This window comes from Herbaspirillum sp. SJZ106, assembly GCF_006715495.1.
In the GTDB taxonomy this organism is placed as follows: domain Bacteria; phylum Pseudomonadota; class Gammaproteobacteria; order Burkholderiales; family Burkholderiaceae_D; genus Herbaspirillum.
Genome location: NZ_VFNI01000003.1, coordinates 540,073 through 561,622 on the forward strand (window position 1 = coordinate 540,073; position 21,550 = coordinate 561,622).

The 21,550-nt window shown below is 63.1% G+C and carries 22 protein-coding genes; 11 read left to right on the forward strand and 11 right to left on the reverse strand.

The window, feature by feature from the left end:
* The 5 genes from FB598_RS12265 to FB598_RS12285 all read right to left on the reverse strand — a co-directional run bounded on the left by FB598_RS12265 (window position 1) and on the right by FB598_RS12285 (window position 5,280).
* Entirely contained in the window at window positions 1–987 is a 987-nt protein-coding gene (locus tag FB598_RS12265) for an aliphatic sulfonate ABC transporter substrate-binding protein (protein ID WP_141914408.1), read from the reverse strand.
* Between the two features lie 23 nt (window positions 988–1,010).
* A complete protein-coding gene (locus tag FB598_RS12270) occupies window positions 1,011–1,901 on the reverse strand; it encodes an ABC transporter permease (protein WP_141914407.1) in 891 nt (296 codons plus the stop codon).
* A gap of 4 nt (window positions 1,902–1,905) precedes the next feature.
* The gene (locus tag FB598_RS12275; protein WP_141914406.1) at window positions 1,906–2,892 is read right to left on the reverse strand and encodes an aliphatic sulfonate ABC transporter substrate-binding protein; all 987 of its coding nucleotides are present in this window, start codon (window positions 2,890–2,892) and stop codon (window positions 1,906–1,908) included.
* Between the two features lie 148 nt (window positions 2,893–3,040).
* Entirely contained in the window at window positions 3,041–3,649 is a 609-nt protein-coding gene (locus FB598_RS12280) for a sensor histidine kinase KdpD (protein ID WP_141914405.1), read from the reverse strand.
* Window positions 3,650–3,651: 2 nt separating this feature from the next.
* A complete protein-coding gene (locus tag FB598_RS12285; RefSeq protein ID WP_141914404.1) occupies window positions 3,652–5,280 on the reverse strand; it encodes a tetratricopeptide repeat-containing response regulator in 1,629 nt (542 codons plus the stop codon).
* A gap of 423 nt (window positions 5,281–5,703) precedes the next feature.
* On the opposite strand from FB598_RS12285, the gene recA reads away from it, so the two are divergent.
* From recA to FB598_RS12315, 6 genes are all read left to right on the forward strand, one after another.
* Window positions 5,704–6,753: a recombinase RecA gene (gene recA, locus FB598_RS12290; RefSeq protein WP_141914403.1), complete on the forward strand. Its 1,050-nt coding sequence runs from the start codon at window positions 5,704–5,706 to the stop codon at window positions 6,751–6,753.
* Between the two features lie 274 nt (window positions 6,754–7,027).
* Entirely contained in the window at window positions 7,028–7,495 is a 468-nt protein-coding gene (gene recX / locus FB598_RS12295) for a recombination regulator RecX (RefSeq protein ID WP_141914402.1), read from the forward strand.
* 486 nt (window positions 7,496–7,981) lie between these two features.
* Window positions 7,982–9,142: an ADP-forming succinate--CoA ligase subunit beta gene (gene sucC / locus FB598_RS12300; protein ID WP_141914401.1), complete on the forward strand. Its 1,161-nt coding sequence runs from the start codon at window positions 7,982–7,984 to the stop codon at window positions 9,140–9,142.
* Between the two features lie 100 nt (window positions 9,143–9,242).
* On the forward strand, window positions 9,243–10,124 hold the full coding sequence (gene sucD / locus FB598_RS12305) for a succinate--CoA ligase subunit alpha (protein WP_141914400.1): 882 nt from the start codon (window positions 9,243–9,245) through the stop codon (window positions 10,122–10,124).
* Between the two features lie 201 nt (window positions 10,125–10,325).
* On the forward strand, window positions 10,326–11,054 hold the full coding sequence (locus FB598_RS12310) for a TerC family protein (protein WP_141914399.1): 729 nt from the start codon (window positions 10,326–10,328) through the stop codon (window positions 11,052–11,054).
* Window positions 11,055–11,198: 144 nt separating this feature from the next.
* Window positions 11,199–11,705, forward strand: a complete 507-nt coding sequence (locus FB598_RS12315) for a pilin (protein WP_141914398.1) — start codon at window positions 11,199–11,201, stop codon at window positions 11,703–11,705.
* Between the two features lie 67 nt (window positions 11,706–11,772).
* Here the strand turns inward: FB598_RS12315 and moaC are convergent, their stop codons facing one another.
* Entirely contained in the window at window positions 11,773–12,282 is a 510-nt protein-coding gene (moaC, locus tag FB598_RS12320) for a cyclic pyranopterin monophosphate synthase MoaC (protein ID WP_141914397.1), read from the reverse strand.
* A 135-nt stretch (window positions 12,283–12,417) separates the two neighbouring features.
* Between moaC and FB598_RS12325 the strand changes: the two genes are divergently transcribed.
* Window positions 12,418–13,974, forward strand: coding sequence for a M48 family metallopeptidase (locus FB598_RS12325; RefSeq protein ID WP_141914396.1), 1,557 nt, complete (start codon window positions 12,418–12,420; stop codon window positions 13,972–13,974).
* 31 nt (window positions 13,975–14,005) lie between these two features.
* On the opposite strand, the gene FB598_RS12330 is transcribed toward FB598_RS12325, so the two are convergent.
* From FB598_RS12330 to FB598_RS12350, 5 genes are all read right to left on the reverse strand, one after another.
* Complete coding sequence (locus FB598_RS12330; RefSeq protein WP_141914395.1) at window positions 14,006–14,611, reverse strand: DUF2946 family protein; 606 nt, start codon at window positions 14,609–14,611, stop codon at window positions 14,006–14,008.
* Window positions 14,604–15,596, reverse strand: coding sequence for a YheT family hydrolase (locus tag FB598_RS12335; protein ID WP_141914394.1), 993 nt, complete (start codon window positions 15,594–15,596; stop codon window positions 14,604–14,606). Before FB598_RS12335 ends, FB598_RS12330 begins: the two co-directional genes overlap by 8 nt.
* A 56-nt stretch (window positions 15,597–15,652) precedes the next feature.
* A complete protein-coding gene (locus FB598_RS12340; protein WP_141914393.1) occupies window positions 15,653–16,087 on the reverse strand; it encodes a nuclear transport factor 2 family protein in 435 nt (144 codons plus the stop codon).
* Between the two features lie 75 nt (window positions 16,088–16,162).
* A complete protein-coding gene (locus tag FB598_RS12345) occupies window positions 16,163–16,363 on the reverse strand; it encodes a zinc-finger domain-containing protein (RefSeq protein WP_141914392.1) in 201 nt (66 codons plus the stop codon).
* Window positions 16,364–16,429: 66 nt separating this feature from the next.
* Complete coding sequence (locus FB598_RS12350) at window positions 16,430–17,350, reverse strand: branched-chain amino acid transaminase (protein ID WP_141914391.1); 921 nt, start codon at window positions 17,348–17,350, stop codon at window positions 16,430–16,432.
* A 167-nt stretch (window positions 17,351–17,517) separates the two neighbouring features.
* Between FB598_RS12350 and FB598_RS12355 the strand changes: the two genes are divergently transcribed.
* The 4 genes from FB598_RS12355 to pyk all read left to right on the forward strand — a co-directional run bounded on the left by FB598_RS12355 (window position 17,518) and on the right by pyk (window position 21,530).
* Window positions 17,518–18,306 (forward strand): AzlC family ABC transporter permease, encoded by a 789-nt coding sequence (locus FB598_RS12355; protein ID WP_141914390.1) that lies wholly within the window; start codon window positions 17,518–17,520, stop codon window positions 18,304–18,306.
* Window positions 18,303–18,626 carry an AzlD domain-containing protein gene (locus FB598_RS12360; protein ID WP_141914389.1) on the forward strand — a complete coding sequence of 108 codons (324 nt, stop codon included), beginning with the start codon at window positions 18,303–18,305 and terminating at the stop codon, window positions 18,624–18,626. The genes FB598_RS12355 and FB598_RS12360 overlap by 4 nt, the downstream gene beginning before the upstream one ends.
* A gap of 159 nt (window positions 18,627–18,785) precedes the next feature.
* Entirely contained in the window at window positions 18,786–19,976 is a 1,191-nt protein-coding gene (locus tag FB598_RS12365) for a phosphoglycerate kinase (protein WP_141914388.1), read from the forward strand.
* A gap of 120 nt (window positions 19,977–20,096) precedes the next feature.
* Entirely contained in the window at window positions 20,097–21,530 is a 1,434-nt protein-coding gene (gene pyk, locus FB598_RS12370) for a pyruvate kinase (protein WP_141914387.1), read from the forward strand.
* Window positions 21,531–21,550 lie beyond the last annotated feature (20 nt).

Here is a 21,550-nt window from a genome sequence, read left to right on the forward strand (position 1 = left end):
TTACCCCAGTCGCGCCGGCTTCCAGATCGCGACGTCGGCCGTGTTTACCTTTTTCGGCAGCAGGCTGGCGGAGAAGAACGCATCGGCGATGCGTTGCTGTTCGCCCAGCGCCTCCAGTTTTACCGCGCGCACTTCATAGCTGCGGCGGCTGTTGGCCAGCTCGACGGTGTCCGCATCCAGGCCCCACAGCGGCGCGAGGAAGACGGCGGCTTCCCTGGGATGTTGCTTGGCCCATTGCCCGGTCTTTTGCAGTTCGTCGAACACCGTGCGCAGCACATCGGGGTTGGCGTCGGCAAACGGCGTCGACGCCAGGTAGTAGCGCTGGTAGTCGGCAATGCCGCGGCCGTCCGAGAGCACGCGCACCTGGGATTGGCGCTGCACGCCCGACAGGAAGGGATCCCAGGTCACCCAGGCATCCACGCTGCCGCGCTCGAAGGCGGCGCGTCCGTCGGCCGGCGAGAGGTAGGCGGCGTCGACGTCGCTGAATTTCAGGCCGGCCTTTTCCAGGGTGGCGATCAGCAGATAGTGCACGCCGGCCGCCTTGGTCACGGCAATCTTCTTGCGCCTGAGTTCGGCCACGCTGCGGATCGGCGAATCGGCGCGGACCACGATGGCCTGCGCCGACGGCGAGGGCGACTCCTGCGCCAGATAAGTGAGCCTGGCGCCCGCCGCCTGGGCGAACACCGGTACGGTGTCGGCCACGTCGGCGCTGAGGTCGACGCCGCCGACATTGAGCGCTTCCAGCAGCGGCAGGCCGCTGGAGAATTCGTGCCAGGTGATCTTGGCGCCGCCGGGGGCCAGCAGTTTTTCCAGCGAACCGTTGGCCTTGATGATGGTCAGCAGGGTCGAGGATTTCTGGTAGCCGATGCGGATCGCGCGGCCGTTGTTTTGCGCCAGCAGGGACGGCGCCAGCGTGGCGGCGGCGATGGCGGCGCCGGCTTGCAGGAGATGGCGGCGGGTCAGGTCGGGAGAGATGTTCTTGCGCATGGGAATAGTCGGAAAGGGCTGGGTCAGGATTTCGCGGAAGAGGCGCGATGGGCGTCGCGCCAGCGCAGGCAGTGTTGTTCCAGCCGGCGCAGCAGGCCGTCGCTGAGCTTGCCCAGCAGCGCCAGGATCAGGATCGCCGCCAGCACCAGGTCGGGGCGGCTGCTTTCGCGGCCATCGGACAGCAGGTAGCCGACCCCGCGCGTGGTCGCGATCAGTTCGGCCGCCACCAGGAACATCCAGGCCAGGCTGAGGCCGCCGCGCAGGCCGGCGAACAGGTAGGGAAGCGCGGCCGGCAGCAGGATGTGGCGTATCAGTTGGGACGCGCCCAGGCCGGAACTGGTGCCGACTTCGATCAGCTTGTCGTCGATGTCGCGGATGCCAGCCACCAGGTTGAGGTAGACCGGGAAGAAGGCGCCGATGGCGATCAGCACGATCTTGGGCGTTTCGTCGATGCCCAGCCACAGCAGCAGCAGCGGGATCCAGGCCAGGCTGGGGATGGCGCGCAAGGCCTGGAAGCTGGGTTCCAGCAAGGCCTCGGCGCGCCGGCTGATGCCGACCAGCAAGCCCAGCGCGATCGCCAGCAGGCTGCCGATCGCAAAGCCCGCGAGCACCCGCGCCAGGCTGGCCCGGATATGCGGCAGCAGTTCGCCGCGCACGGCCAGCGACCACAGCGTTTGCGCCAGCTCGCTGGGCGGCGGCAGCAGGCGCGCCGGAATGATGTCCAGCCGCGCGCACGCTTCGGTCAGCAGCAGGAAGGCCAGGGGCAGAATCGCACCGGTGAAGCGGCCCGGACGATAACCGTCGTCGTGCGGCCAGCCCTTGCGGAGGGACTTGGCCGTAACGGATTTGGCCCGGACGATTTCCGTCCCTACCGATGCCTGCGCGGGCAGGCTGCCGGATCCCGTCTCGCTCATCGCCTCAGGCCTTCACCACGCCTTGCGCGTACGACGGATCGATCAGCGCGTTGATGGTGCGCGGCAGGTCGGTACCGCTCTTGACCAGGTCTTCCTCGGTCAGGATGGGGGCGGCGGCGCGCAGCGCGTCGATGTGCTCGCGGCCGATCTGCGGATGCGAGAAGTCGTTGCGCTTGAGTTGCAGGCGCGCCACGTCAGGCGACAGTTTGGATTCTTCGGCCAGCAGCTTGACGGTGTCTTCCGGATGCGCGGCGATCCATGCGCGCGCCTGTTCATAGGCGGCGATCACGCGCTTGACCTGGTCGGGATGGCGGGCGGCGAAGGCGTCGCTGACGTTGAGGAAACCGTAGGTGTTGAAGTTGACGTTGCGGTAGATCAGGCGCGAGCCGGCTTCCAGCTCGCTGGCCGCCAGGTGCGGATCGAGCCCGGCCCAGGCGTCGACCCGGCCTTGTTCGAGCGCGACGCGGCCATCGGGATGCTGCAGATGGACGATCTCGACATCGCTTTTCTGCAAGCCGTTTTCATGCAGCGCGCGCAGCAGGAAGAGGTAGGGATCGGTGCCCTTGGTGGCCGCCACCTTCTTGCCCTTGAGTTCGCGCACGGATTTGATCGGGGAATCCCTGGAGACTGCCAGCGCGGTCCATTCCGGGCGCGAATAGACGTACACCGCCTTGATCGGATTGCCGTTGGCGCGCGCTAGCAACGCCGCCAGGCCGGCCGTGCTGCCGAAGTCCACGCTGTCGCTGTTAAGGTATTCGAGCGCGCGGTTGCTGCCCTGGCTCAGCACCCATTTGACGTCGGTGCCCTGGGGCTTGAGCGCTTCTTCCAGCCAGCCGAACTTGCGCAGCACCAGGCTGGGCGGCGAGTAATAGGCGTAGTCCAGGCGGATGGTCTTGGGGGCTTGCGTGGCGCGCGCCATCAGCGGGGCGGCGCCCAACAGGCCGGCGCCGAGCGCGGCCGGGCCGATGCGGAGGAAGTGTCTGCGTTCCATGTGGTCCGTTCTTGTAATGTTGGGGAGTCTGCGGTGCAGACGAACACTCTAAGGACGAACGCGGTGCGGCAGAACGACTATTTTCAAGCTTGGATATGCGCTTTGCGCATGCTGGCGCGACGGTCGCCGCGACAGGCGCGCAGCGGGCTCAGGGCAGGAGGAGTTCGAACAATGCGCCGCCGTCCGGATGGTTGGACAAGCGCGCCTGGCCATGCCGGGTTTGTTTGTTATGGGCCGTGGCGATGGCATTGCACAGGTCCATGCCCAATCCGGTGGACTGTTTCTTTTCCTGGGTGCCGATGCCGGGGCCGTCGTCGCGCACGGTGAAGATCACGCCGCCGTCCGGATTCTTGCGGCAGCCGAGCTCGATGCGCGCACAGGCGAAGCGGCTGGCGTTTTGCAGCGCCGCCTCCAGCGCCAGGGCCACCAGGTGTTCGTCGAAGAAGCCGACCAGCGGCATGTCGGTCTCATCGATCCTGAGTTCGGCATGATGGCCATTGCGGCTCAGGGCGTGCTCGCGCAGCAGCGCCTCCAGGAAGTCCAGCGGCGAGACCGCTTCGACCTGCGCGCGCAGGCCTTGCGAATCGGCCTTGTAGAGCGTCAGGAAGGCGATCAGCTTTTCCTGCAGCGCCAGGCAGGTGACATGCGCCTGCTGCACGCGCGGCACATCGTCGCAAAGGCGGCGCAGTTCGCCCTCAAGGACGCCCAAGGAGTTCTTGATGTCGTGGATGATGATCGCGGCAAGCTTGGGATCCATGGTCAGCTCTTCGGGGCTACTTTGCTTAAGGTGTCGCGTAAAAACTTATGCATCTTGGCAACACGGTCATTGCCCGGAATCAGGCGATCGAGCGTGGCGAGATAGCGCCGCACGCGCCTGACGTATTCGTCGTTCCAGCCGCGCTGGCTCATCCACAGTAGGTGCAGCTGGGCCGACGCCAGCAGCACGCCGGTGTTTTCCGGCATGCTGGAGAGCGCTTCTTCCAGCTTGGCCAGCGACTCGTCGGGCTTGGCGTTGCGCATGAGCGCGTTGGCCTCGGCGATGATGCCCATGCAATGCTTGACGGCGCCGTCGATCAGTTCCTCGGCCAGCGCGGCCTTGCCGGTATCGGCCAATACCTTGCGCGCCAGCATCTGCAGCGTTTTGTTCTCATGGTCGGACTTGATGGCGTTGGCGATCAGCCTGGCGCCTTCGTCATCCTTGCCCATCGAGAAAGCGGCCTTGGCCAGGGCCAGCGTGGCGACCTCGGAAATATCCTCGCCGATGGCCTGCCTGGCCGCTTCGAAGGCCTGTTGCGCCGAGATGGTATCGCCCAGCTGCACATAGGCCTGGGCCTGCATCGCAGCCTGGGCCGCGGTGAACATCCTGGATTCCTCATAGCGGCGCGGGGCGCTTTCCAGCAAGCGCAGGGCCTGGTCGGGATCGCCGCTGTCGACATGCACCTGGGCCAGCGACAGCAGGTCGGTCGGCTGTGCGGTAAGCGAGCCCTTGGTGTGCTTGAGCACCTTGTCGTAGGCTTCCCTGGCCTGCTCCAGATGGCCGCTGCGGTAGGCCACATCCCCCACCAGCCGGCTGCGGCGGGCCGAGGGAATGATTTCGGAGGACATGGTCAGCGCCGCCAGCGCGCCGTCCTGGTTGCCCTGTGCCTCGTCGATCTGCGCCAGCAGGTCATAGGCGGCGATGAACTGCTTGTTCTGGGCGAGCACTTCCTCGACTGTCTTGCGCGCATCATCCAGCTGGCCGGCCACGATATTGCAGCGCGCCAGGCCGAGCTTGGCCCACACCAGGTCGTCGCGCATGGCCAGGGCCTGCGCATACACCTCGCGCGCTTCGTCGATGCGGCGCTGGTCGACCAGCAGCGTGCCCTTGGTCTTCATGATTTCGACGATCCACTTGGGCGCGGCCTTGAGCACGTTGTCGCATTCGGCAATAGCGCCGGCGAAATCCTTGCGCTTCATCTTTTCGGTCACCGGCAGCATGGCGTGTTGCTTTTCCAGCAGGCGATCGACGCGTTCGGCGATGCGGCTGGCGGTGAGCGGCTTGAGCATGTAGGCGTCGGGCTGGAACTCGGCGGCGCTGGCTACCAGGTTGTAGCCGCTTTCGGCGGTCACCATGATGAACATGGAGGTCGGCGAGAGCATGTTCTGGGTACGGAAGAACTCCAGCAATTGCTGGCCGTTGCTTTCCTTGTTCAGGTTGTAGTCGCAGATGATGAGGTCGTAAGTGCCGGCCTGGACGAAACGGATCGCCTCGTCAGGCGTGGCGGCTTGATCCACTTTGGTCACGCCGAGTTGGCCGAGGTGCATCCGGATGTTCTGGCGCATCGTCGGCATGTCGTCGATGATCAGGCAGCGCAAGGCGCTGATATGGCTAAAGGGCACTAAACTCATGACAACAATCTAAAACAGTCTCTATCTCGTTATATTGCAAGTCTGCAATGTATATCAAGCCGACATGCGCCCGTCGCAAGGTTAGGGGCGAAAACGGCATCCATTTCTGGAACACATGTCACTCCTGTTGTGAAATGTGTTCCAGGAAAAGCGCGAGTTTGACGGTTTTTGCTTTTGCTTGCAGTACTTGTGTCGCATTTCTGCGGCCGATCCTCCCGATCTTTTATAATCGGCCCCTCGACTGCGGGGATCGGCCTTCGTCCTCCGGGTGACAAAAAAGCTTGCGCGAATCACTGTTTTTTTATACAGTACTGCTTCATGAGTGCAGCGACACAGAATTGACCGGTGCGCAGTTTCCGGCGCACTGAAGAGATACATCCTGCAGTAGACACCTTCTTCACGACCTTTTGCCGAAAGAGATTTATGGACGACAAAAAAGCTGCAAACAACTCTGAAAAGGGCAAGGCGCTTGCCGCCGCATTGGCGCAGATCGAAAAGCAATTCGGCAAGGGCTCCGTGATGCGCATGGAAGACGGCGCCGTCGCCGAGGAAGTCCAGGTCTTTTCGACCGGCTCCCTGGGGCTGGACATCGCATTGGGCGTCGGCGGCCTGCCGCGCGGCCGTGTCGTCGAGATTTACGGCCCGGAATCCTCGGGTAAAACCACGCTGACGCTGCAAGCCATTGCCGAAATGCAAAAACTGGGCGGCACCTGCGCCTTCATCGATGCCGAACACGCGCTGGATGTCACCTACGCGCAAAAGCTGGGCGTCAACCTGCACGACTTGCTGATCTCGCAACCCGACACCGGCGAGCAGGCCCTTGAGATTACCGACGCACTGGTGCGCTCGGGCGCGGTCGACCTGATCGTGGTCGACTCCGTCGCGGCGCTGACCCCCAAGGCCGAAATCGAAGGCGACATGGGCGACTCCCTGCCCGGCCTGCAGGCCCGCCTGATGTCGCAGGCATTGCGCAAGCTGACCGGCAGCATCAACCGCACCAATACCACCGTCATCTTCATCAACCAGATCCGCATGAAGATCGGCGTCATGTTCGGCAATCCGGAAACCACCACCGGCGGCAATGCGCTCAAGTTCTATGCATCCGTGCGCCTGGATATCCGCCGCACCGGTTCGATCAAGTCCGGCGACGAAGTTATCGGCAGCGAAACCAAGGTCAAGGTCGTCAAGAACAAGGTGGCCCCGCCGTTCCGCGAAGCCCACTTCGATATCCTGTATGGCGAAGGCACCTCGCGCGAAGGCGAAATCCTCGATCTCGGTTCCGAGCACAAGGTGGTGGAAAAATCCGGCGCCTGGTACAGCTACAACGGCGAACGTATCGGCCAGGGCAAGGACAATGCGCGCAACTTCCTGAAGGAACACCCGGAACTGGCGCGTGAAATTGAAAACAAGGTGCGCATCGCGCTCGGCGTGCCGCAACTGGCCAACGGCGAGGCCGAAGTCCAGGCATCGTAATCCGCAAGAAGCTGCCGTCGTGGGCGCCATGCCCTTATTGGCGTACTAGTATGGCCGGGGCAGCGGCAAGGGATGCCTCTCCCGTCGTTGCTGTCCCGGTAGTTGTCGCCGTTGCCGGCGTTGTATGGTGTTATTTGCGATGCCGGCGATGGTTGGTGTTTCTGTCGTTGCTGTTTTGCAGTATCCGTTTTGCCTGCATGTCCGCATGCGTTCAGCGTTTTTGACGTATGCAGTCACCGTTTCATCCGCCTCATAGCCCGTGTAGTCGAACGTCATGCCTAGACCGCCGATCAGCCTGAAAGCACGGGCGCTCAAATATCTCTCTTCACGTGAGCATAGTCGCCTGGAACTTGCGCGTAAGCTGACCCCTTACGCGCAAGAGGGCGATGATGTCGAAGCCTTGCTCAACTGGCTCGAACAATCCCGTTTCCTTTCCGCAGAGCGTTTTTCCGAATCCCTGGTGCACCGGCGCGCGGCGCGTTATGGCAACAATCGCATCTTGTCCGAGCTGCAAAGTCACGGCATCGAAGGCGAGGCGCTGTCCGAGCTGAAATCCGGCCTGGCTGAAGACGAAGGGACCCGTGCGGCCCAGGTACTGCGGCGCAAATTCAGCGAGCCGCCGGTCGATGCCGAGTCTCGCGCCAAGCGTATGCGTTTTTTGCAGCAGCGGGGGTTTTCCCACCGCAGCATCCGTGAAGCGCTCAATACCGCCTGGTCGGATGACGACGGGCCGGATGACTGATTAAGGTGCGAGCGCCATGGCGTCGTTCGGCTGATACCTCCCCGGTAGCGATTGAAAGGCTCAGGCGCAGGTCTTTATCGGCAAGGTTAGCGCTACCATCCCTCAGCACCCCTGCCCTGTGCTAGAATTCGGAAGTTTTTGCTGCGGCGCGGTAGCCGATAAATGTCGATTATTGCTGTTTTCTTGAAAGCGGCGGGTCGATGTAAGGCTGGCGACAGCAGGGAAGACGGATAATGCGGATCGCTCCGGTGCATGCCGGCGAGATGCGAATATCAGAGACCAACTCATGCAGACGGCATGCACATGCCCAATTTTACGAATCCTTTCGCAACCCGCGCAGCTCATGTCTGCGCCAGTTCTCGTCCGGCAACGGATGCGACGCCCGCCTGCGGGTTGCGGTCTGCTTTCTCGTCAGCCGGCATTGCGCCGATGACGGAATTTCAATCCGGCAAGTTTTATTCAATTAGTGTCTAAAGGGAAGCTCCCATGAAAATCCATGAGTATCAGGGTAAAGAAATCCTGCGCCAGTTTGGCGTAACCGTTCCGCGCGGCGTTCCTTGCATGTCGGTCGACGAAGTCGAAGCGGCAGCCAAGAGCCTGGGCGGCTCGGTTTGGGTCGTGAAGGCACAGATCCACGCCGGCGGTCGCGGCAAGGGCGGCGGCGTGAAGGTGGCCAAGTCCATCGAACAGGTCAAGGAATACGCCAACCAGATCATGGGCATGCAGCTGGTCACGCACCAGACCGGTCCTGAAGGCCAGAAGGTTCGCCGCCTGCTGATCGAAGAAGGCGCCGACATCAAGAAGGAACTGTACGTTTCCCTGGTGACCGATCGCGTCAGCCAGAAGGTCGTGCTGATGGCTTCCAGCGAAGGCGGCATGGACATCGAGGAAGTTGCCCACAGCAACCCGGAAAAAATCCACAACGTGATCATCGATCCAGTCACCGGCCTGACCGATGCCGACGCCGATGACGTGGCCGCCAAGATCGGCGTGCCGGCCGCTTCCATCCCCGAAGCGCGCAAGAACCTGCAAGGCCTGTACAAGGCTTACTGGGAAACCGACGCTTCCCTGGCCGAAATCAACCCGCTGATCCTGACCGGCGACGGCAAGGTCATCGCCCTGGACGCCAAGTTCAACTTCGACTCCAACGCCCTGTTCCGCCATCCGGAAATCGTCGCCTACCGCGACCTGGACGAAGAAGATCCGGCTGAAGTCGAGGCTTCCAAGTTCGACCTGGCCTACATCTCGCTGGACGGCAACATCGGCTGCCTGGTCAACGGCGCCGGCCTGGCCATGGCGACCATGGACACCATCAAGCTGTTCGGTGGCGAACCGGCCAACTTCCTGGACGTGGGCGGCGGCGCCACCACCGAGAAGGTCACCGAAGCCTTCAAGATCATGCTGAAGAACCCGGGCCTGAAGGCCATCCTGGTCAACATCTTCGGCGGCATCATGCGCTGTGACGTGATCGCCGAAGGCGTGATCGCCGCATCCAAGGCGGTTTCGCTGAAGGTGCCTCTGGTGGTGCGCATGAAGGGCACCAACGAAGAGATCGGCAAGAAGCTGCTGGCTGACTCGGGCCTGCCGATCATCTCGGCCGACTCGATGGAAGAAGCCGCGCAAAAGGTCGTGGCTGCAGCCAAGTAAGTAACCCAACACGAAAGCCCGCGCCGGCAAAGTCCGGAGCCAGAAAACAGATTGCGCACCGACCGAAGCCGGGCGCGGGCATCACAGTCAAGGAAGAGAAATGTCGATCCTCATCAACAAAGACACCAAGGTCATTACCCAAGGCATCACTGGCAAGACCGGCCAGTTCCACACCCGCATGTGCCGCGACTACGCGAACGGCAAGAACGCGTTCGTCGCCGGCGTGAACCCGAAGAAGGCCGGTGAAGACTTCGAAGGCATCCCCATCTACGCCAACGTGACCGACGCCAAGAAGGCCACCGGCGCTACCGTCTCGGTGATCTACGTGCCGCCTGCCGGCGCCGCCGCCGCGATCTGGGAAGCGGTCGAAGCCGAACTGGACCTGGCCATCTGCATCACCGAAGGCATTCCCGTGCGCGACATGCTGGCCCTGAAGGATCGCATGGCCAAGGCCGGCTCCAAGACCCTGCTGCTGGGCCCGAACTGCCCCGGCCTGATCACCCCGGACGAAATCAAGATCGGCATCATGCCGGGCCACATCCACAAGAAGGGCCGCATCGGCGTGGTGTCGCGCTCGGGCACCCTGACCTATGAAGCCGTCGGCCAGCTGACCGCGCTGGGCCTGGGCCAATCGTCGGCAGTGGGCATCGGCGGCGACCCGATCAACGGTTTGAAGCACATCGACGTGATGAAGGCATTCAACGACGATCCGGACACCGACGCCGTCATCATGATCGGTGAAATCGGCGGTCCTGACGAAGCCAACGCTGCGCGCTGGATCAAGGACAACATGAAGAAGCCGGTGGTCGGCTTCATCGCCGGCGTGACCGCGCCTCCGGGCAAGCGCATGGGCCACGCAGGTGCGCTGATCTCCGGCGGCGCCGACACTGCCGAAGCCAAGCTGGCGATCATGGAAGAGTGCGGCATCAAGGTGACCCGCAACCCGTCCGAAATGGGCCGCCTGTTGAAGTCGGTGCTGTAATTTAGCGCCAACGCGGAACCAGCAAGACAAGCATGGGGAGCTTCGGCTCCCCATGTTCATTTATGGAGGCGGCGGCATCATCGGTTGCCGCCGCTGCGCGTTTGTGCCGATGCAGGCATTGCGGTGCGTCCGGCAAAGCAGGAGAATCGCGCTGGCGCATGATGCGTACAATGGCGCGATTTCTCATCACAAAGGAAACGAATGGAATTTCTGGCAAATCTGAACTGGATCGCGGTTGGGCAAATCATCCTGATCGACATCCTGCTCGGCGGCGACAACGCCATCGTGATCGCGCTGGCCTGCCGCAACCTGCCGGCCAAGCTGCGCATGAAGGGCATCGTCTGGGGCACCCTGGGCGCCATTGCGATCCGCATCGCCTTGATCGCTTTCGCCGTGACCATGCTGGAGCTGCCATACCTGAAACTGATCGGCGGCCTGTTGCTGCTGTGGATCGGCGTCAAGCTGCTCAACGAGGATGACGGCCATGCCGAAGTCAGCGGCAGCGACCGCCTGTGGGGCGCGGTCAAGACCGTGATCGTGGCCGACCTGGTGATGAGCCTGGATAACGTGATCGCCATCGCCAGCGCGGCCGAGCAAGCCGGCGAGCACCAGATGGCGCTGGTGGTATTCGGCATCGTCGTCAGCATTCCCATCATCGTCTGGGGCAGCACGCTGGTCTTGAAATTGATGGAGAAATTCCCAGTTATCATCACGCTGGGCGCCGCATTGCTCGGCTATATCGCCGGCGGCATGATTTTCAGCGATGTCGGCATCCAGCCGCACCTGCAGAGTTTCATCCCCGACAGCGAATTCGTCGTTCCCGGCGCGCAATTGCACCTGAGCCTGCCCGGCCTGATCGGCGCCATCGGCGTGGTGCTGGTCGGACTGAACCTGAAGCGCAGGACGCAGGAGAAGAGCGGCCAGCCCTGAGCCGGCCAGCCGGATCAGCCGCGCACGCTTGATCCAGGTCAGCGTGGCGGAGATTAAATTCTGCTAGTTTGGAAGTATTTCTCTTTGCAGCACCATGGGCGCTGCCGATACTGGCAACGTCTTCCATTTTTAAACAGGAACGCAATGAAAACCGCTGTCGGCAACAAGAAGCAACAAGGTTTCACCCTGATCGAACTGATGGTGACGCTGGCCATCATCGGCATCCTCGCCACCATCGGCGCTACACAGTTCCAGGACTACATCGCGCGTTCGCGCGTGGCCGAAGGGCTGAACCTGGCCGCACCTTACAAGCTGGCGGTGGCGGAGCAGGCCAATACCAACAATGGCGTCTTCACAGTGGCGCAGCTGGGATTGCCGGGCTTCGTAAAAACCGAGAATGTGGAAAACATCACTGTCACTCCCATGCAAACGCGCGGCGTGGGCGGCGTCATTACGATCACTTTCAGCAAGCGTGTCGGCAACGGCGGCACATTGACGTTGACCCCGACCCTGACCGCCTCTTCCATCCAATGGCAGTGCGCGGCAGCCGGTGTGGCGCAGGCAACGGCGCCGGAAGGCGCGCCGCGCAATAGCGGCTTTGCCGCCGGCACGCTGGAAGCGCGCTACGCGCCCGCCAACTGCCGTGAATGATTCGCCATCGGAAGGACTGCCTGAGCACCCATGAAAAAGCGCCCTGCGGGGCGCTTTTTCGCAAGGCCTATGGCCGCGCCATGCTGATATCGCTTTTCCCGCCGCGTTTTTCCGTCACGCAGATATCGGTCATCACCATGGTCTTGTCGACCGCCTTGCTCATGTCGTAGACGGTCAATAACCCGACCTGCACCGCCGTCAGCGCTTCCATTTCCACCCCGGTCTTGCCATGGGTTTCCACGCGCGCGGTGCATCGCACGCTGGCGTTGGCGGCGTCGGTTTCAAACTCCACCGCCACCCGCGTCAGCGCCAGCGGATGGCACAGCGGGATCAGGTCCGACGTGCGCTTGGCGGCCATGATGGCGGCGATGCGCGCAATGCCCAGGACATCGCCCTTCTTGGCGGTGCCGGATTCGATGATGGCCAGCGTCTCCGGTTTCATGCGGATCACGCCGCTGGCCACAGCCACGCGGTGCGATTCGCGCTTGCCGCCGACGTCGACCATGTGGGCCTGGCCGCCTTGGTCGAAATGGGTGAGGCCGTCGCTGGGAGGTTGCTGGTCGCTGGGTATGCTCATGTGCCGATCTGCCGGGGAAAATGATGAACGAAGAAACAGAGCAGGTATCATAGCAGGCGTGCCGGGCCTGTTCGCAGCGACTGCTGCGGGCATTCTCGTTTTCAGCACGACGGCAATCCTTTTCCGATTTTGTCCATGCAACAATCCGAGATTTCGTCTGTTAGCCCATCATTTCATCCGGCGCGCAGGATGCTGGCGCGCGCGCTGACGGCGGCGCTGCTGCTGTTGCCCACCGTGCCGCTGACGATCGCCCCGGTGGCGAGCGTGGCGCAGAACCTGCCGACCTTGGGCGATACCGAGCGCGAAGGACTGTCGCCGCTGATGGAGCGCAAGCTGGGCGAGCAGATCATGCACGACATCCGCAGCGACCGCGACTACATCGACGATGGCCCGGTGTCGGAATACCTCAACAATTTCGGCCTGAACCTGGTATCGATCCATCCCGAAGTCCGCGGCGAAGCCGGTTTCGATTTCCAGTTCTTCATGGTGCGCGACCCGACGCTCAACGCCTTCGCGTTGCCGGGCGGCTTCATCGGCGTCAACAGCGGCCTGATCCTGGCGGCGCAATCCGAATCCGAACTGGCCGGCGTGCTGTCGCACGAAATCGGCCACGTCGCGCAGCGCCACATCGCGCGCATGCTGGGGCAGCAGAAGCAGAATTCCATGATCCAGCTGGCCGCCATCGTGCTGGGCGCCCTGGCGGGCGTGTCCCGGGCCGGCGGCGATGCCGCCATGGCGACCATGATGGGCGGCACCGGCCTGGCCATCCAGCGCCAGCTCAATTTCAGTCGCGATGCCGAGCGCGAGGCCGACCGCATCGGATTGCAAATCATGCGCGATGGCGGTTTCGACCCGTCCGGCATGGTCACCTTCTTCGGCCGCTTGCAGACGGCTTCCCGCAATTTCACCGATGCCGTGCCGCCTTACCTGCTGACCCACCCGCTGACGACGGAACGCATCGCCGACATCGAGGCGCGCATCCGCGACCAGCGCTACAAGCAGCGTGTGGACAATCCCGAATTCCAGCTGGTGCGCGCGCGTACCCAGGTTCTGCAAAACGAATCGATACAAGGGCTGCGCGATGTGGCCGAGCGCTTCCAGAGCCAGATGAAGCAGAACACCAAGCTGCAGACGATGTCCGCCAAGTACGGCCTGGCGTACGTCTACTACCGGCAGAACAAGCTGGAGCAGGCCGAAGCCATGCTCAAGGAGGCGCAGGAGGCGTCGCAGCCGTTGCAGACCGGCATCATGCTCGCCAGCCTGGAGATCGACATCAAGATCGCCCGCAAGCAAGGCCAGCAGGCGCTGCAATTGGCCGAGGCGATGCGCAAGCAGTTTCCGATCTCGCGCGTGGCGGCGCGCCAGTATGGCGATGCCCTGATTGCGGCCCAGCGTCATGACCAGGCGGTGGCGTATCTGCGCGACCAGGCGCAGCTCTACCGTACCGATCCGCAGATCCAGAAACAACTGGCGAAAGTCTATGCGGCGCAGGGCAAGCAGGCGCTGCAGCATCTGGCGCTGGCCGAAGCCTATGCCTTGAATGGCAGCCTGCTGGCCGCCATCGAGCAGTTGGGGATCGCGCGCCGCGCGCCCGACGCTACCTTCTACGACCAGGCCATGATCGATGCGCGCGAGCGCGAGTGGAAGGAAAAATGGAAGGATGAATCCAAGGACATGAAGGATCGCGGTTAACGCAAATCTTCAGCCGGACTTCAGCAGGACTTCATTCCGGGCGGGGCATGGCGACAAAGCCGAAGTGCCGCGCCAGCTCGTTCGCATCCAGGCGCTGCACGGTGAGCGCGCGGCCGGCATGTTCAAGCTTGAGCACGGCGCCGGGGTTGCCGCCTTCCATCCAGCGTAGCAGCGCATCCTCGTCGGCGCTGCCGTCCACCCGCAAGGCGCCGAGCATGTGCGCCATGTCGCGGTCGTCCAGCGCGCCGGCTTTCTCCCCCTCCTTGAGGTACAAGCGCCCGTGCTGGTCGAGCCAGGCGGCATCGATTTTGTCCATGCGCTGGCCGGTGTGCAGGACGAGTTCGGGATGGCCATTGGCGCCCGGTTGGGTGCGCACGATGTAGGGCATCAGTTCGAGATCGACATACACGCGCTGCGGGCCGTTCTGGAAATACCAGCGGCCGGTTTCGTCGGCGGCGTAATTGCGTTCGATGAAGGCCAGCAAGGCCGGGTGCGCGATGCGGTCGCCGGGCAGGCCGAGATGCTGCGCGCGCTCGTCGCGCATGCGCCAGCCGCCGCGCGCATCCAGTCGCAGCCAGCCGAAGCAATGCGGCACGTTGGGCCATTTGGCCATGGCCTGGCGGACGATCTCATCCATGAATGCCTTCCTTTGGCTCCGTGAAGGCAGACTCGCTCTTGCCTTCCAGGAAATGCAGCAGCCGGCGCGGCAGCCAGTCCAGCCGCCCCGGCGGTCCGCCGGCGGCGAAGCCCACGTGCCCGCCTTGCTCAGGGTACTCCAGTACCACTTCGGGCGCAGCCGTGCGCGGCAGATGGCGGGCCGGCAGGAACGGGTCGTTTTGGGCATTCAAGACCAGCGTAGGCACCGTGATGTCGTGCAGGATGTGCCTGGCGCTGGCGCGGTCCCAGTAATCGTCGGTGTTGCGGTAGCCGTGCAGCGGCGCGGTGACCACGTTGTCGAAGGCATGCAGGTCGCGCGCGGCCAGCAGCGCTTCGCGGTCGAACAGGCCGGGGAACTGATCCAGTTTCACCAGGCACTTGGGCCGCATGGTGCGCAGGAATACCCAGGTGTAGAGGCGGTTGAAGCCGCGCGCCAGCGCCGCGCCGCCGCCGGCCAGGTCGAGCGGCGCCGACACCGCGCAAGCGGCGTCGACGATCTCTGCTTCATGCTGCGATTCGCCCAGCCAGCGCAACAATGCATTGGCGCCGAGCGAGACGCCGGCGGCATACAGGTGCGTGGCGCCCAGGTCCGACTGGCGCTGCTTGAGCCGCCGCAAGATCCAGTCCAGTTCCGCGGAATCCCCCGAATGGTAGAAGCGCGGCGCCAGGTTGATTTCGCCTGAACAGCCGCGAAAATGCGGCACTGCGCCGTGCCAGCCGCGCCGTTGCACTTCGGCCATCAGCGAGCGGCTGTAGTGGCTGTCCGATGAGCCTTCCAGGCCATGGAACAACACCACCAGCGGGCGGCCGGGTTTGCCGTCGACGAAATCGACATCGACGAAGTCGCCATCGGGCGCTTGCCAGCGTTCGCGCCGATAGGTCACCGGCGGCTTGGCGATGAAGGTCGACGGATAGATGGTTTGCAGGTGACCGCCGGGAAGCCAGCGGGGCGGGATGTAAAGCATGGTGCGGCCTTGTTGTGCCAATGGTGGCTAGTGGGCGGGTAGTGGGAATAGGGGCGTCAGTGCAGCATGGCGCCGCTGGTAATCGGTTCGGCCGGCGCCGCGCCCGGCGCCACCGAGGCATGGTGCATCACCATGCGCCAGCCCAGCGCGGTTTTCATGTAGACATTGGTGGCGATGACATGCACCTCGGATTGCGTATCGTTGCCGTGGTTGATCTCTTCGACCACGCTGTGCACCGCCGTCATCATGTTCTGCGTGGCGTGCAACTGGCGCGGCCGGATATGCAGGCCGCCATTGCCCAGGATGTCTTCCCACGCCGCGCGGATTTCGGCATGGCCCACCAGGCGCCGGGAGCCGGGGTGGATGCAGACGATCTCCTCGTCTTCGGCCCACAGGGCCATCAGCGCTTCCAGGTCGGCGCGGGCGAGGGCGTCGTAGTAGGCGGCTTCGATTTCATCGGGGGAGCCATGGATCATGCTGGCGCGGGGCATGGGAATCTCCGAAGCAGATGAGCCAGTTTAAACAGGCTCGGAAAAAGAGGGCCAGCGGCCCTCTTGGTTTTTGTTTCAGTGGCCCTTGACCACGGTGCCCGGCTTCAACTGGTACTGGGTGCCGCAGTACGGGCATTTGGCCGCGCCATGGTCGTCCAGTTCCAGGAACACGCGCGGGTGCGAGGACCAGCTGGTCATGTTGGGGTTGGGGCAGTGGGCCGGCAGGTCCTTGCCTTCGAGTTGGACGACTGCCTGGGATGCTTGAGCTTGGCTCATGTTTTTCTCCGTAGGTGATGCTGTTTGAGCGTTGAAACGTTGATGCGGTGAATGAATCCTGATGGCTTACACCAGCGTCAGCCAGTGCGCATATTGCGGCGCCTTGCCCGCGACCACGTCGAAGAACAGCGACTGCAGTTTCTCGGTGATGGGGCCGCGCGCGCCGTTGCCGATGGTGCGGCGGTCCAGTTCGCGGATCGGCGTGATCTCGGCGGCGGTGCCGGTGAAGAAGGCTTCGTCGGCGCAGTACATCTCGTCGCGCGTGATGCGTTTTTCGATGACCTCGATGCCGAGGTCGCGCGCCATGGTCAGCACCGCGTCGCGGGTGATGCCGTCCAGGCAGGAGGCCAGGTCGGGCGTGTACACGCGGCCGTTCTTGACGATGAAGACGTTCTCGCCGGAGCCTTCCGAAACGTAGCCGTCGGTGTCCAGCAGCAGCGCTTCGTCGTAGCCGTCGGCCAGCGCTTCCTGGTTGGCCAGGATGGAGTTGATGTAGTAGCCGCAGGCCTTGGCGCGCACCAGCGACACATTGACGTGGTGGCGCGAGAACGACGAGGTCTTCACGCGGATGCCTTTGGCGATGCCGTCTTCGCCCAGGTAGGCGCCCCAGGGCCAGGCGGCGATGGCGACATGGATCTTGTTGCCCTTGGCGGACACCCCCAGTTTTTCCGAACCGATCCACACCAGCGGGCGGATATAGCAGGACTCCAGCTGGTTCTCGCGCACTACCTGGCGCTGCGCTTCATAGATGGTTTCCTGGTCGAACGGCACTTCCATCTGGAAGATCTTGGCCGAGTTGAACAGGCGTTGCGTGTGTTCCTTGAGGCGGAAAATCGCCGTGCCTTGCGCTGTCTTGTAAGCGCGCACGCCTTCGAACACGCCCATGCCGTAATGCAGGGTGTGGGTGAGCACGTGGATGGTGGCGTCGCGCCAGTCGACCAGCTCGCCATCCTTCCAGATTTTGCCGTCGCGGTCTGCCATGGACATGATGGATGTCTCCTCGGGGAATAATCGGAAAACGGAACGAAAGAGCTCCATTTTAGCGGATTCAAGCGAGCAAAAACTTTCATCTGTAGAATGACTGGCTTGGGTAAAAATGCTGTGAGGCAAACTACACGGCCACCCATTTCATCAAGCGCAAAGCGGAAATAACAATGCAGAAGGAGACGGGCGCCGCCGCGCCATCGGACAGCGCCGCGCTGCCGGAGGCGCGCCGCGTCGAAAGAGAAGCGTTTCAGGAAGGCTGGCGGGCCAGTGCCTCGACCATACCGGCGGTGTTCGCCTGGGGGATCGTGTCGGGCATGGCCATGGTCAAGTCGGGCATGAGTATTTTCCAGTCGCTGGGCATGAGCCTGCTGGTGTATGCCGGTTCGGCGCAGTTCGCGGTGCTGCCGCTGCTGGCGGTGGGCACGCCGCTGCTGGTGGTGTTTTTCACGGCGATGATCGTCAATTTGCGCTTCGTCATCTTCTCCGCCGCCGTGGCCCCGCATTTCGAGCATTTGCCCTGGTACCGCCGGGTCTGGTACGGCTTTTTCAACGGCGATATCTCGATGGCATTTTTTCCGCAGCGCTTCCCTCACCACACCGTGGGCCAGCCGGCCGGCAAGATCGGCTTCTTCGCGGCCATCTGCTATCCCGGCTGGGTGGCATGGCAACTGGGCGCGACCATCGGCATCCTGCTGGCCAGCCAGATTCCGGAAAGCTGGAACATCGGCTTTGCCGGCACGCTGGCGCTGATTGCCATCATGATCCCGATGACCAACAACCTGCCCGCGCTGGCCGGCGTGGTGGTGTCGGGCGCCGTGGCGGTGCTGGCGCTGCATTTTCCCTATCGCCTGGGGTTGCTGGCGGCGATGGTCCTGGGCATGGCGGCGGCGCTGGCGGTGGACAAGTTCCTGCCGATGCGCGACAAGGATGATGAAGACGGGGCAACAGCCACATGAGCGACTGGTATATCTGGGCGGCCATCGCCCTCATGACATTGTCCACGCTGATCACCCGCAGCGGTTTCTTTCTGTTCGGCCACGCCGTCAAGCTGCCGCCCCGGCTCAAGCATGCCTTGAGCTACGCGCCGGCGGCGGCAATGGCGGCCATTGTCATTCCCGACCTGGTGGCGGCCGAAGGCATCGTCGACGTCAGCCTGGCCAATCCCAAGCTGCTGGCAGGCATCGGCGGCGCGATTTTCTTCATTGCAACGCGGCATCTGCTGGGAACTATTGTGGCAGGAATGGCACTCTTTACAATATTGAGATTGATATTGTGAGTGGTTGCCAGTCTGTAAACCTGAGCTCTTCCGCACCATAGCCTGCCTGCAGGCAGCGCAGGGCGAATTACCGCCCGAACGATCCCCAGAAACCGTCTGGAAGCAGGCAGGCTGGAGTAAAATACTGCATTTTTCGCCCCCACCTTCGAATTTGGACCTATGAAATTCAACCGACTGAGCGACCTGATTTCTGCCAACCAGTTGCAAGGAAAACGCGTCTTCATCCGCGCCGATCTCAACGTGCCGCAGGATGATGCCGGCAATATCACCGAAGACACGCGCATCCGCGCTTCGGTCCCGGCCATTCGCGATGCACAAAAGGCCGGCGCCGCGGTGATGGTCACGTCCCATCTGGGGCGTCCGGTGGAAGGCGAATTCAAGCCGGAAGATTCGCTGGCGCCGGTCGCCAGGCGCTTGTCCGAGCTGCTGGGTGTCGAGGTCAAGCTGGTTTCCAATTGGGTTGACGGCGTCGATGTGGCGCCGGGCCAGGTGGTGCTGCTGGAAAATTGCCGTTTGAACAAGGGCGAGAAGAAGAACAGCGACGAACTGGCGCAAAAGATCGCCAAGCTGTGCGACATCTATGTCAATGACGCCTTTGGCACCGCCCATCGCGCCGAAGCCACCACCCATGGCGTGGCCAAGTTCGCGCCGGTAGCCTGTGCCGGCCCGTTGCTGGCGGCCGAGCTGGATGCGCTGGGCAAGGCGCTGAACCAGCCGGCCCGCCCGCTGGTGGCGATCGTGGCCGGTTCCAAGGTGTCGACCAAGCTGACCATCCTCAAGACCCTGGCCGAAAAGGTCGACAACCTGATCGTCGGCGGCGGCATCGCCAACACCTTCATGCTGGCCGCCGGCCTGAAGATCGGCAAGTCGCTGGCCGAACCGGATCTGGTGGGCGACGCCCGCGCCATCATCGACATGATGGCCAAGCGCGGCGCTTCGGTGCCGATCCCGGTCGACGTGGTATGCGGCAAGGAGTTTTCGCCGACCGCCGTGGCGACCGTCAAGGATGCGCAGGATGTGGCCGACGACGACATGATTTTCGACATCGGCCCGAAAACCGCGGCGCTGTTGGCCGAGCAGCTCGGCAGTGCCGGCACCATCGTCTGGAACGGCCCGGTAGGCGTGTTCGAGTTCGACCAGTTCGGCAAGGGCACCGAAGCGCTGGCGCGCGCGATCGCCGCCTCCAAGGGCTTCTCGATCGCCGGCGGCGGCGACACCCTGGCTGCGATCGCCAAGTACAACATTGCCGACAAGGTCGGCTACATCTCGACCGGCGGCGGCGCTTTCCTGGAATTCCTGGAAGGCAAGCCGCTGCCGGCCGTCGACATCCTGCTGCAGCGCGCGCAATAGTCATCAACCAGCGGGTGCGCCGGAGACGCGCATCCCGGGGCAGGAAGCCATCCGCCAGGTCCCGATGCCTCTACCGGGATCTGGCGGGCTTCTTCACTAAGTCGAAACCAGAAAGTCCTCATGTCCAGAGCAACAAAAATCGTCGCAACCATCGGCCCAGCGTCCAGCGACCGTGAAACCCTGACCCGCATGATCCGTGCGGGCGTCGATGTCGTGCGCCTGAACTTCTCGCACGGCAAGCCGCAGGATCACATCGACCGCGCCACGCTGGTGCGCGAAGTGGCGGATGCATGCAACAAGAAGGTCGCCATCATGGCCGACCTGCAAGGGCCCAAGATCCGCGTCGGGAAGTTCGAGAATGGCAAGATCATGCTGGCCAACGGCGACAAGTTCATCCTCGACGCCGATTGCCAGCTGGGTAACCAGGAGCGCGTGGGGCTGGACTACAAGGCATTGCCGCGCGACCTCAAGGGCGAGGACGTACTGTTGTTGAATGACGGCCTGATCGTGTTGACCGTCGAGCGCGTGATCGGCAACGAGATCCACACCGAGGTCAAGATCGGCGGCGAACTGTCCAACAACAAGGGCATCAACCGCCAGGGCGGCGGCCTGTCCGCGCCGGCGCTGACCGCCAAGGACATGGACGACATCAAGACCGCGATGAGCTTCCAGGCCGATTATGTCGCCGTCTCCTTCCCCAAGAACGCCACCGACATGGAAATGGCGCGCCAGTTGGCCAACGTTGCGGCCGAGCCGTTCGGCCACAAGCCGATGATGATCGCCAAGATCGAGCGCGCCGAAGCGATCCCGCTGCTGCAGGAGATCCTCGACGCCTCCGACGGCATCATGGTGGCGCGCGGCGACCTGGCCGTCGAAGTCGGCAATGCCGCCGTGCCGGGCCTGCAAAAGCGCATGATCAAGATGGCGCGCGCGTCCAACAAGCTGACCATCACCGCGACCCAGATGATGGAGTCGATGATCGTCAACGCCGTGCCCACGCGCGCGGAAGTGTCCGACGTCGCCAACGCGGTGCTGGATGGTACCGATGCCGTGATGACTTCGGCCGAGACCGCCTCCGGCAAGTATCCGGTGGAAACCGTGGAAGCCATGTCGGCCATCTGCCTGGAAGCCGAGCGCTCCGAAGATGTGCGCCTGGATGCCGATTTCCTCAATCTGCGTTTCACCCGCATCGACCAGTCGATCGCCTACGGCGCGCTGTTTACCGCGCACCATCTGCGCGTCAAGGCCATCGCCGCGCTGACCGAGTCGGGCTCGACCGCGCTGTGGATGAGCCGGCACAATATCGATATTCCCATTTTTGCCATCACGCCCAATGTGGCCACCCGCCAGAAGGCGGCGCTGTTCCGCAATGTGCGCACCTTCGAACTGGCCCAGTCGACCGACACCGAAGTGGTCTTGAAGGGTGTGCAGGACCTGCTGCTGGCGCAAGGCGTCGTGCAGAAGGGCGACCTGATCGTCGTGACCTGGGGCGAGCCGATCGGCCAGGTCGGCGGCACCAACGCCCTGAAGATCCTGCGGGTTGGCGAGTACTGATTTTTTATCGTTCTGGAGTT

Bases quoted from the DNA above. Each gene is read 5' to 3' on its own strand.
- FB598_RS12330 (WP_141914395.1), bottom strand. From the start codon at position 14,611: ATGGATGAGATCGTCCGCCAGGCCATGGCCAAATGGCCCAACGTGCCG.
- FB598_RS12315 (WP_141914398.1), top strand. From the start codon at position 11,199: ATGAAAACCGCTGTCGGCAACAAGAAGCAACAAGGTTTCACCCTGATC.
- FB598_RS12285 (WP_141914404.1), bottom strand. From the start codon at position 5,280: ATGAGTTTAGTGCCCTTTAGCCATATCAGCGCCTTGCGCTGCCTGATC.
- sucD (WP_141914400.1), top strand. From the start codon at position 9,243: ATGTCGATCCTCATCAACAAAGACACCAAGGTCATTACCCAAGGCATC.
- FB598_RS12340 (WP_141914393.1), bottom strand. From the start codon at position 16,087: ATGCCCCGCGCCAGCATGATCCATGGCTCCCCCGATGAAATCGAAGCC.
- FB598_RS12335 (WP_141914394.1), bottom strand. From the start codon at position 15,596: ATGCTTTACATCCCGCCCCGCTGGCTTCCCGGCGGTCACCTGCAAACC.
- FB598_RS12355 (WP_141914390.1), top strand. From the start codon at position 17,518: ATGCAGAAGGAGACGGGCGCCGCCGCGCCATCGGACAGCGCCGCGCTG.
- recA (WP_141914403.1), top strand. From the start codon at position 5,704: ATGGACGACAAAAAAGCTGCAAACAACTCTGAAAAGGGCAAGGCGCTT.
- recX (WP_141914402.1), top strand. From the start codon at position 7,028: ATGCCTAGACCGCCGATCAGCCTGAAAGCACGGGCGCTCAAATATCTC.
- FB598_RS12265 (WP_141914408.1), bottom strand. From the start codon at position 987: ATGCGCAAGAACATCTCTCCCGACCTGACCCGCCGCCATCTCCTGCAA.
- FB598_RS12280 (WP_141914405.1), bottom strand. From the start codon at position 3,649: ATGGATCCCAAGCTTGCCGCGATCATCATCCACGACATCAAGAACTCC.
- sucC (WP_141914401.1), top strand. From the start codon at position 7,982: ATGAAAATCCATGAGTATCAGGGTAAAGAAATCCTGCGCCAGTTTGGC.
- FB598_RS12365 (WP_141914388.1), top strand. From the start codon at position 18,786: ATGAAATTCAACCGACTGAGCGACCTGATTTCTGCCAACCAGTTGCAA.
- FB598_RS12350 (WP_141914391.1), bottom strand. From the start codon at position 17,350: ATGTCCATGGCAGACCGCGACGGCAAAATCTGGAAGGATGGCGAGCTG.
- FB598_RS12270 (WP_141914407.1), bottom strand. From the start codon at position 1,901: ATGAGCGAGACGGGATCCGGCAGCCTGCCCGCGCAGGCATCGGTAGGG.
- FB598_RS12310 (WP_141914399.1), top strand. From the start codon at position 10,326: ATGGAATTTCTGGCAAATCTGAACTGGATCGCGGTTGGGCAAATCATC.
- FB598_RS12325 (WP_141914396.1), top strand. From the start codon at position 12,418: ATGCAACAATCCGAGATTTCGTCTGTTAGCCCATCATTTCATCCGGCG.
- FB598_RS12360 (WP_141914389.1), top strand. From the start codon at position 18,303: ATGAGCGACTGGTATATCTGGGCGGCCATCGCCCTCATGACATTGTCC.
- FB598_RS12345 (WP_141914392.1), bottom strand. From the start codon at position 16,363: ATGAGCCAAGCTCAAGCATCCCAGGCAGTCGTCCAACTCGAAGGCAAG.
- pyk (WP_141914387.1), top strand. From the start codon at position 20,097: ATGTCCAGAGCAACAAAAATCGTCGCAACCATCGGCCCAGCGTCCAGC.
- moaC (WP_141914397.1), bottom strand. From the start codon at position 12,282: ATGAGCATACCCAGCGACCAGCAACCTCCCAGCGACGGCCTCACCCAT.
- FB598_RS12275 (WP_141914406.1), bottom strand. From the start codon at position 2,892: ATGGAACGCAGACACTTCCTCCGCATCGGCCCGGCCGCGCTCGGCGCC.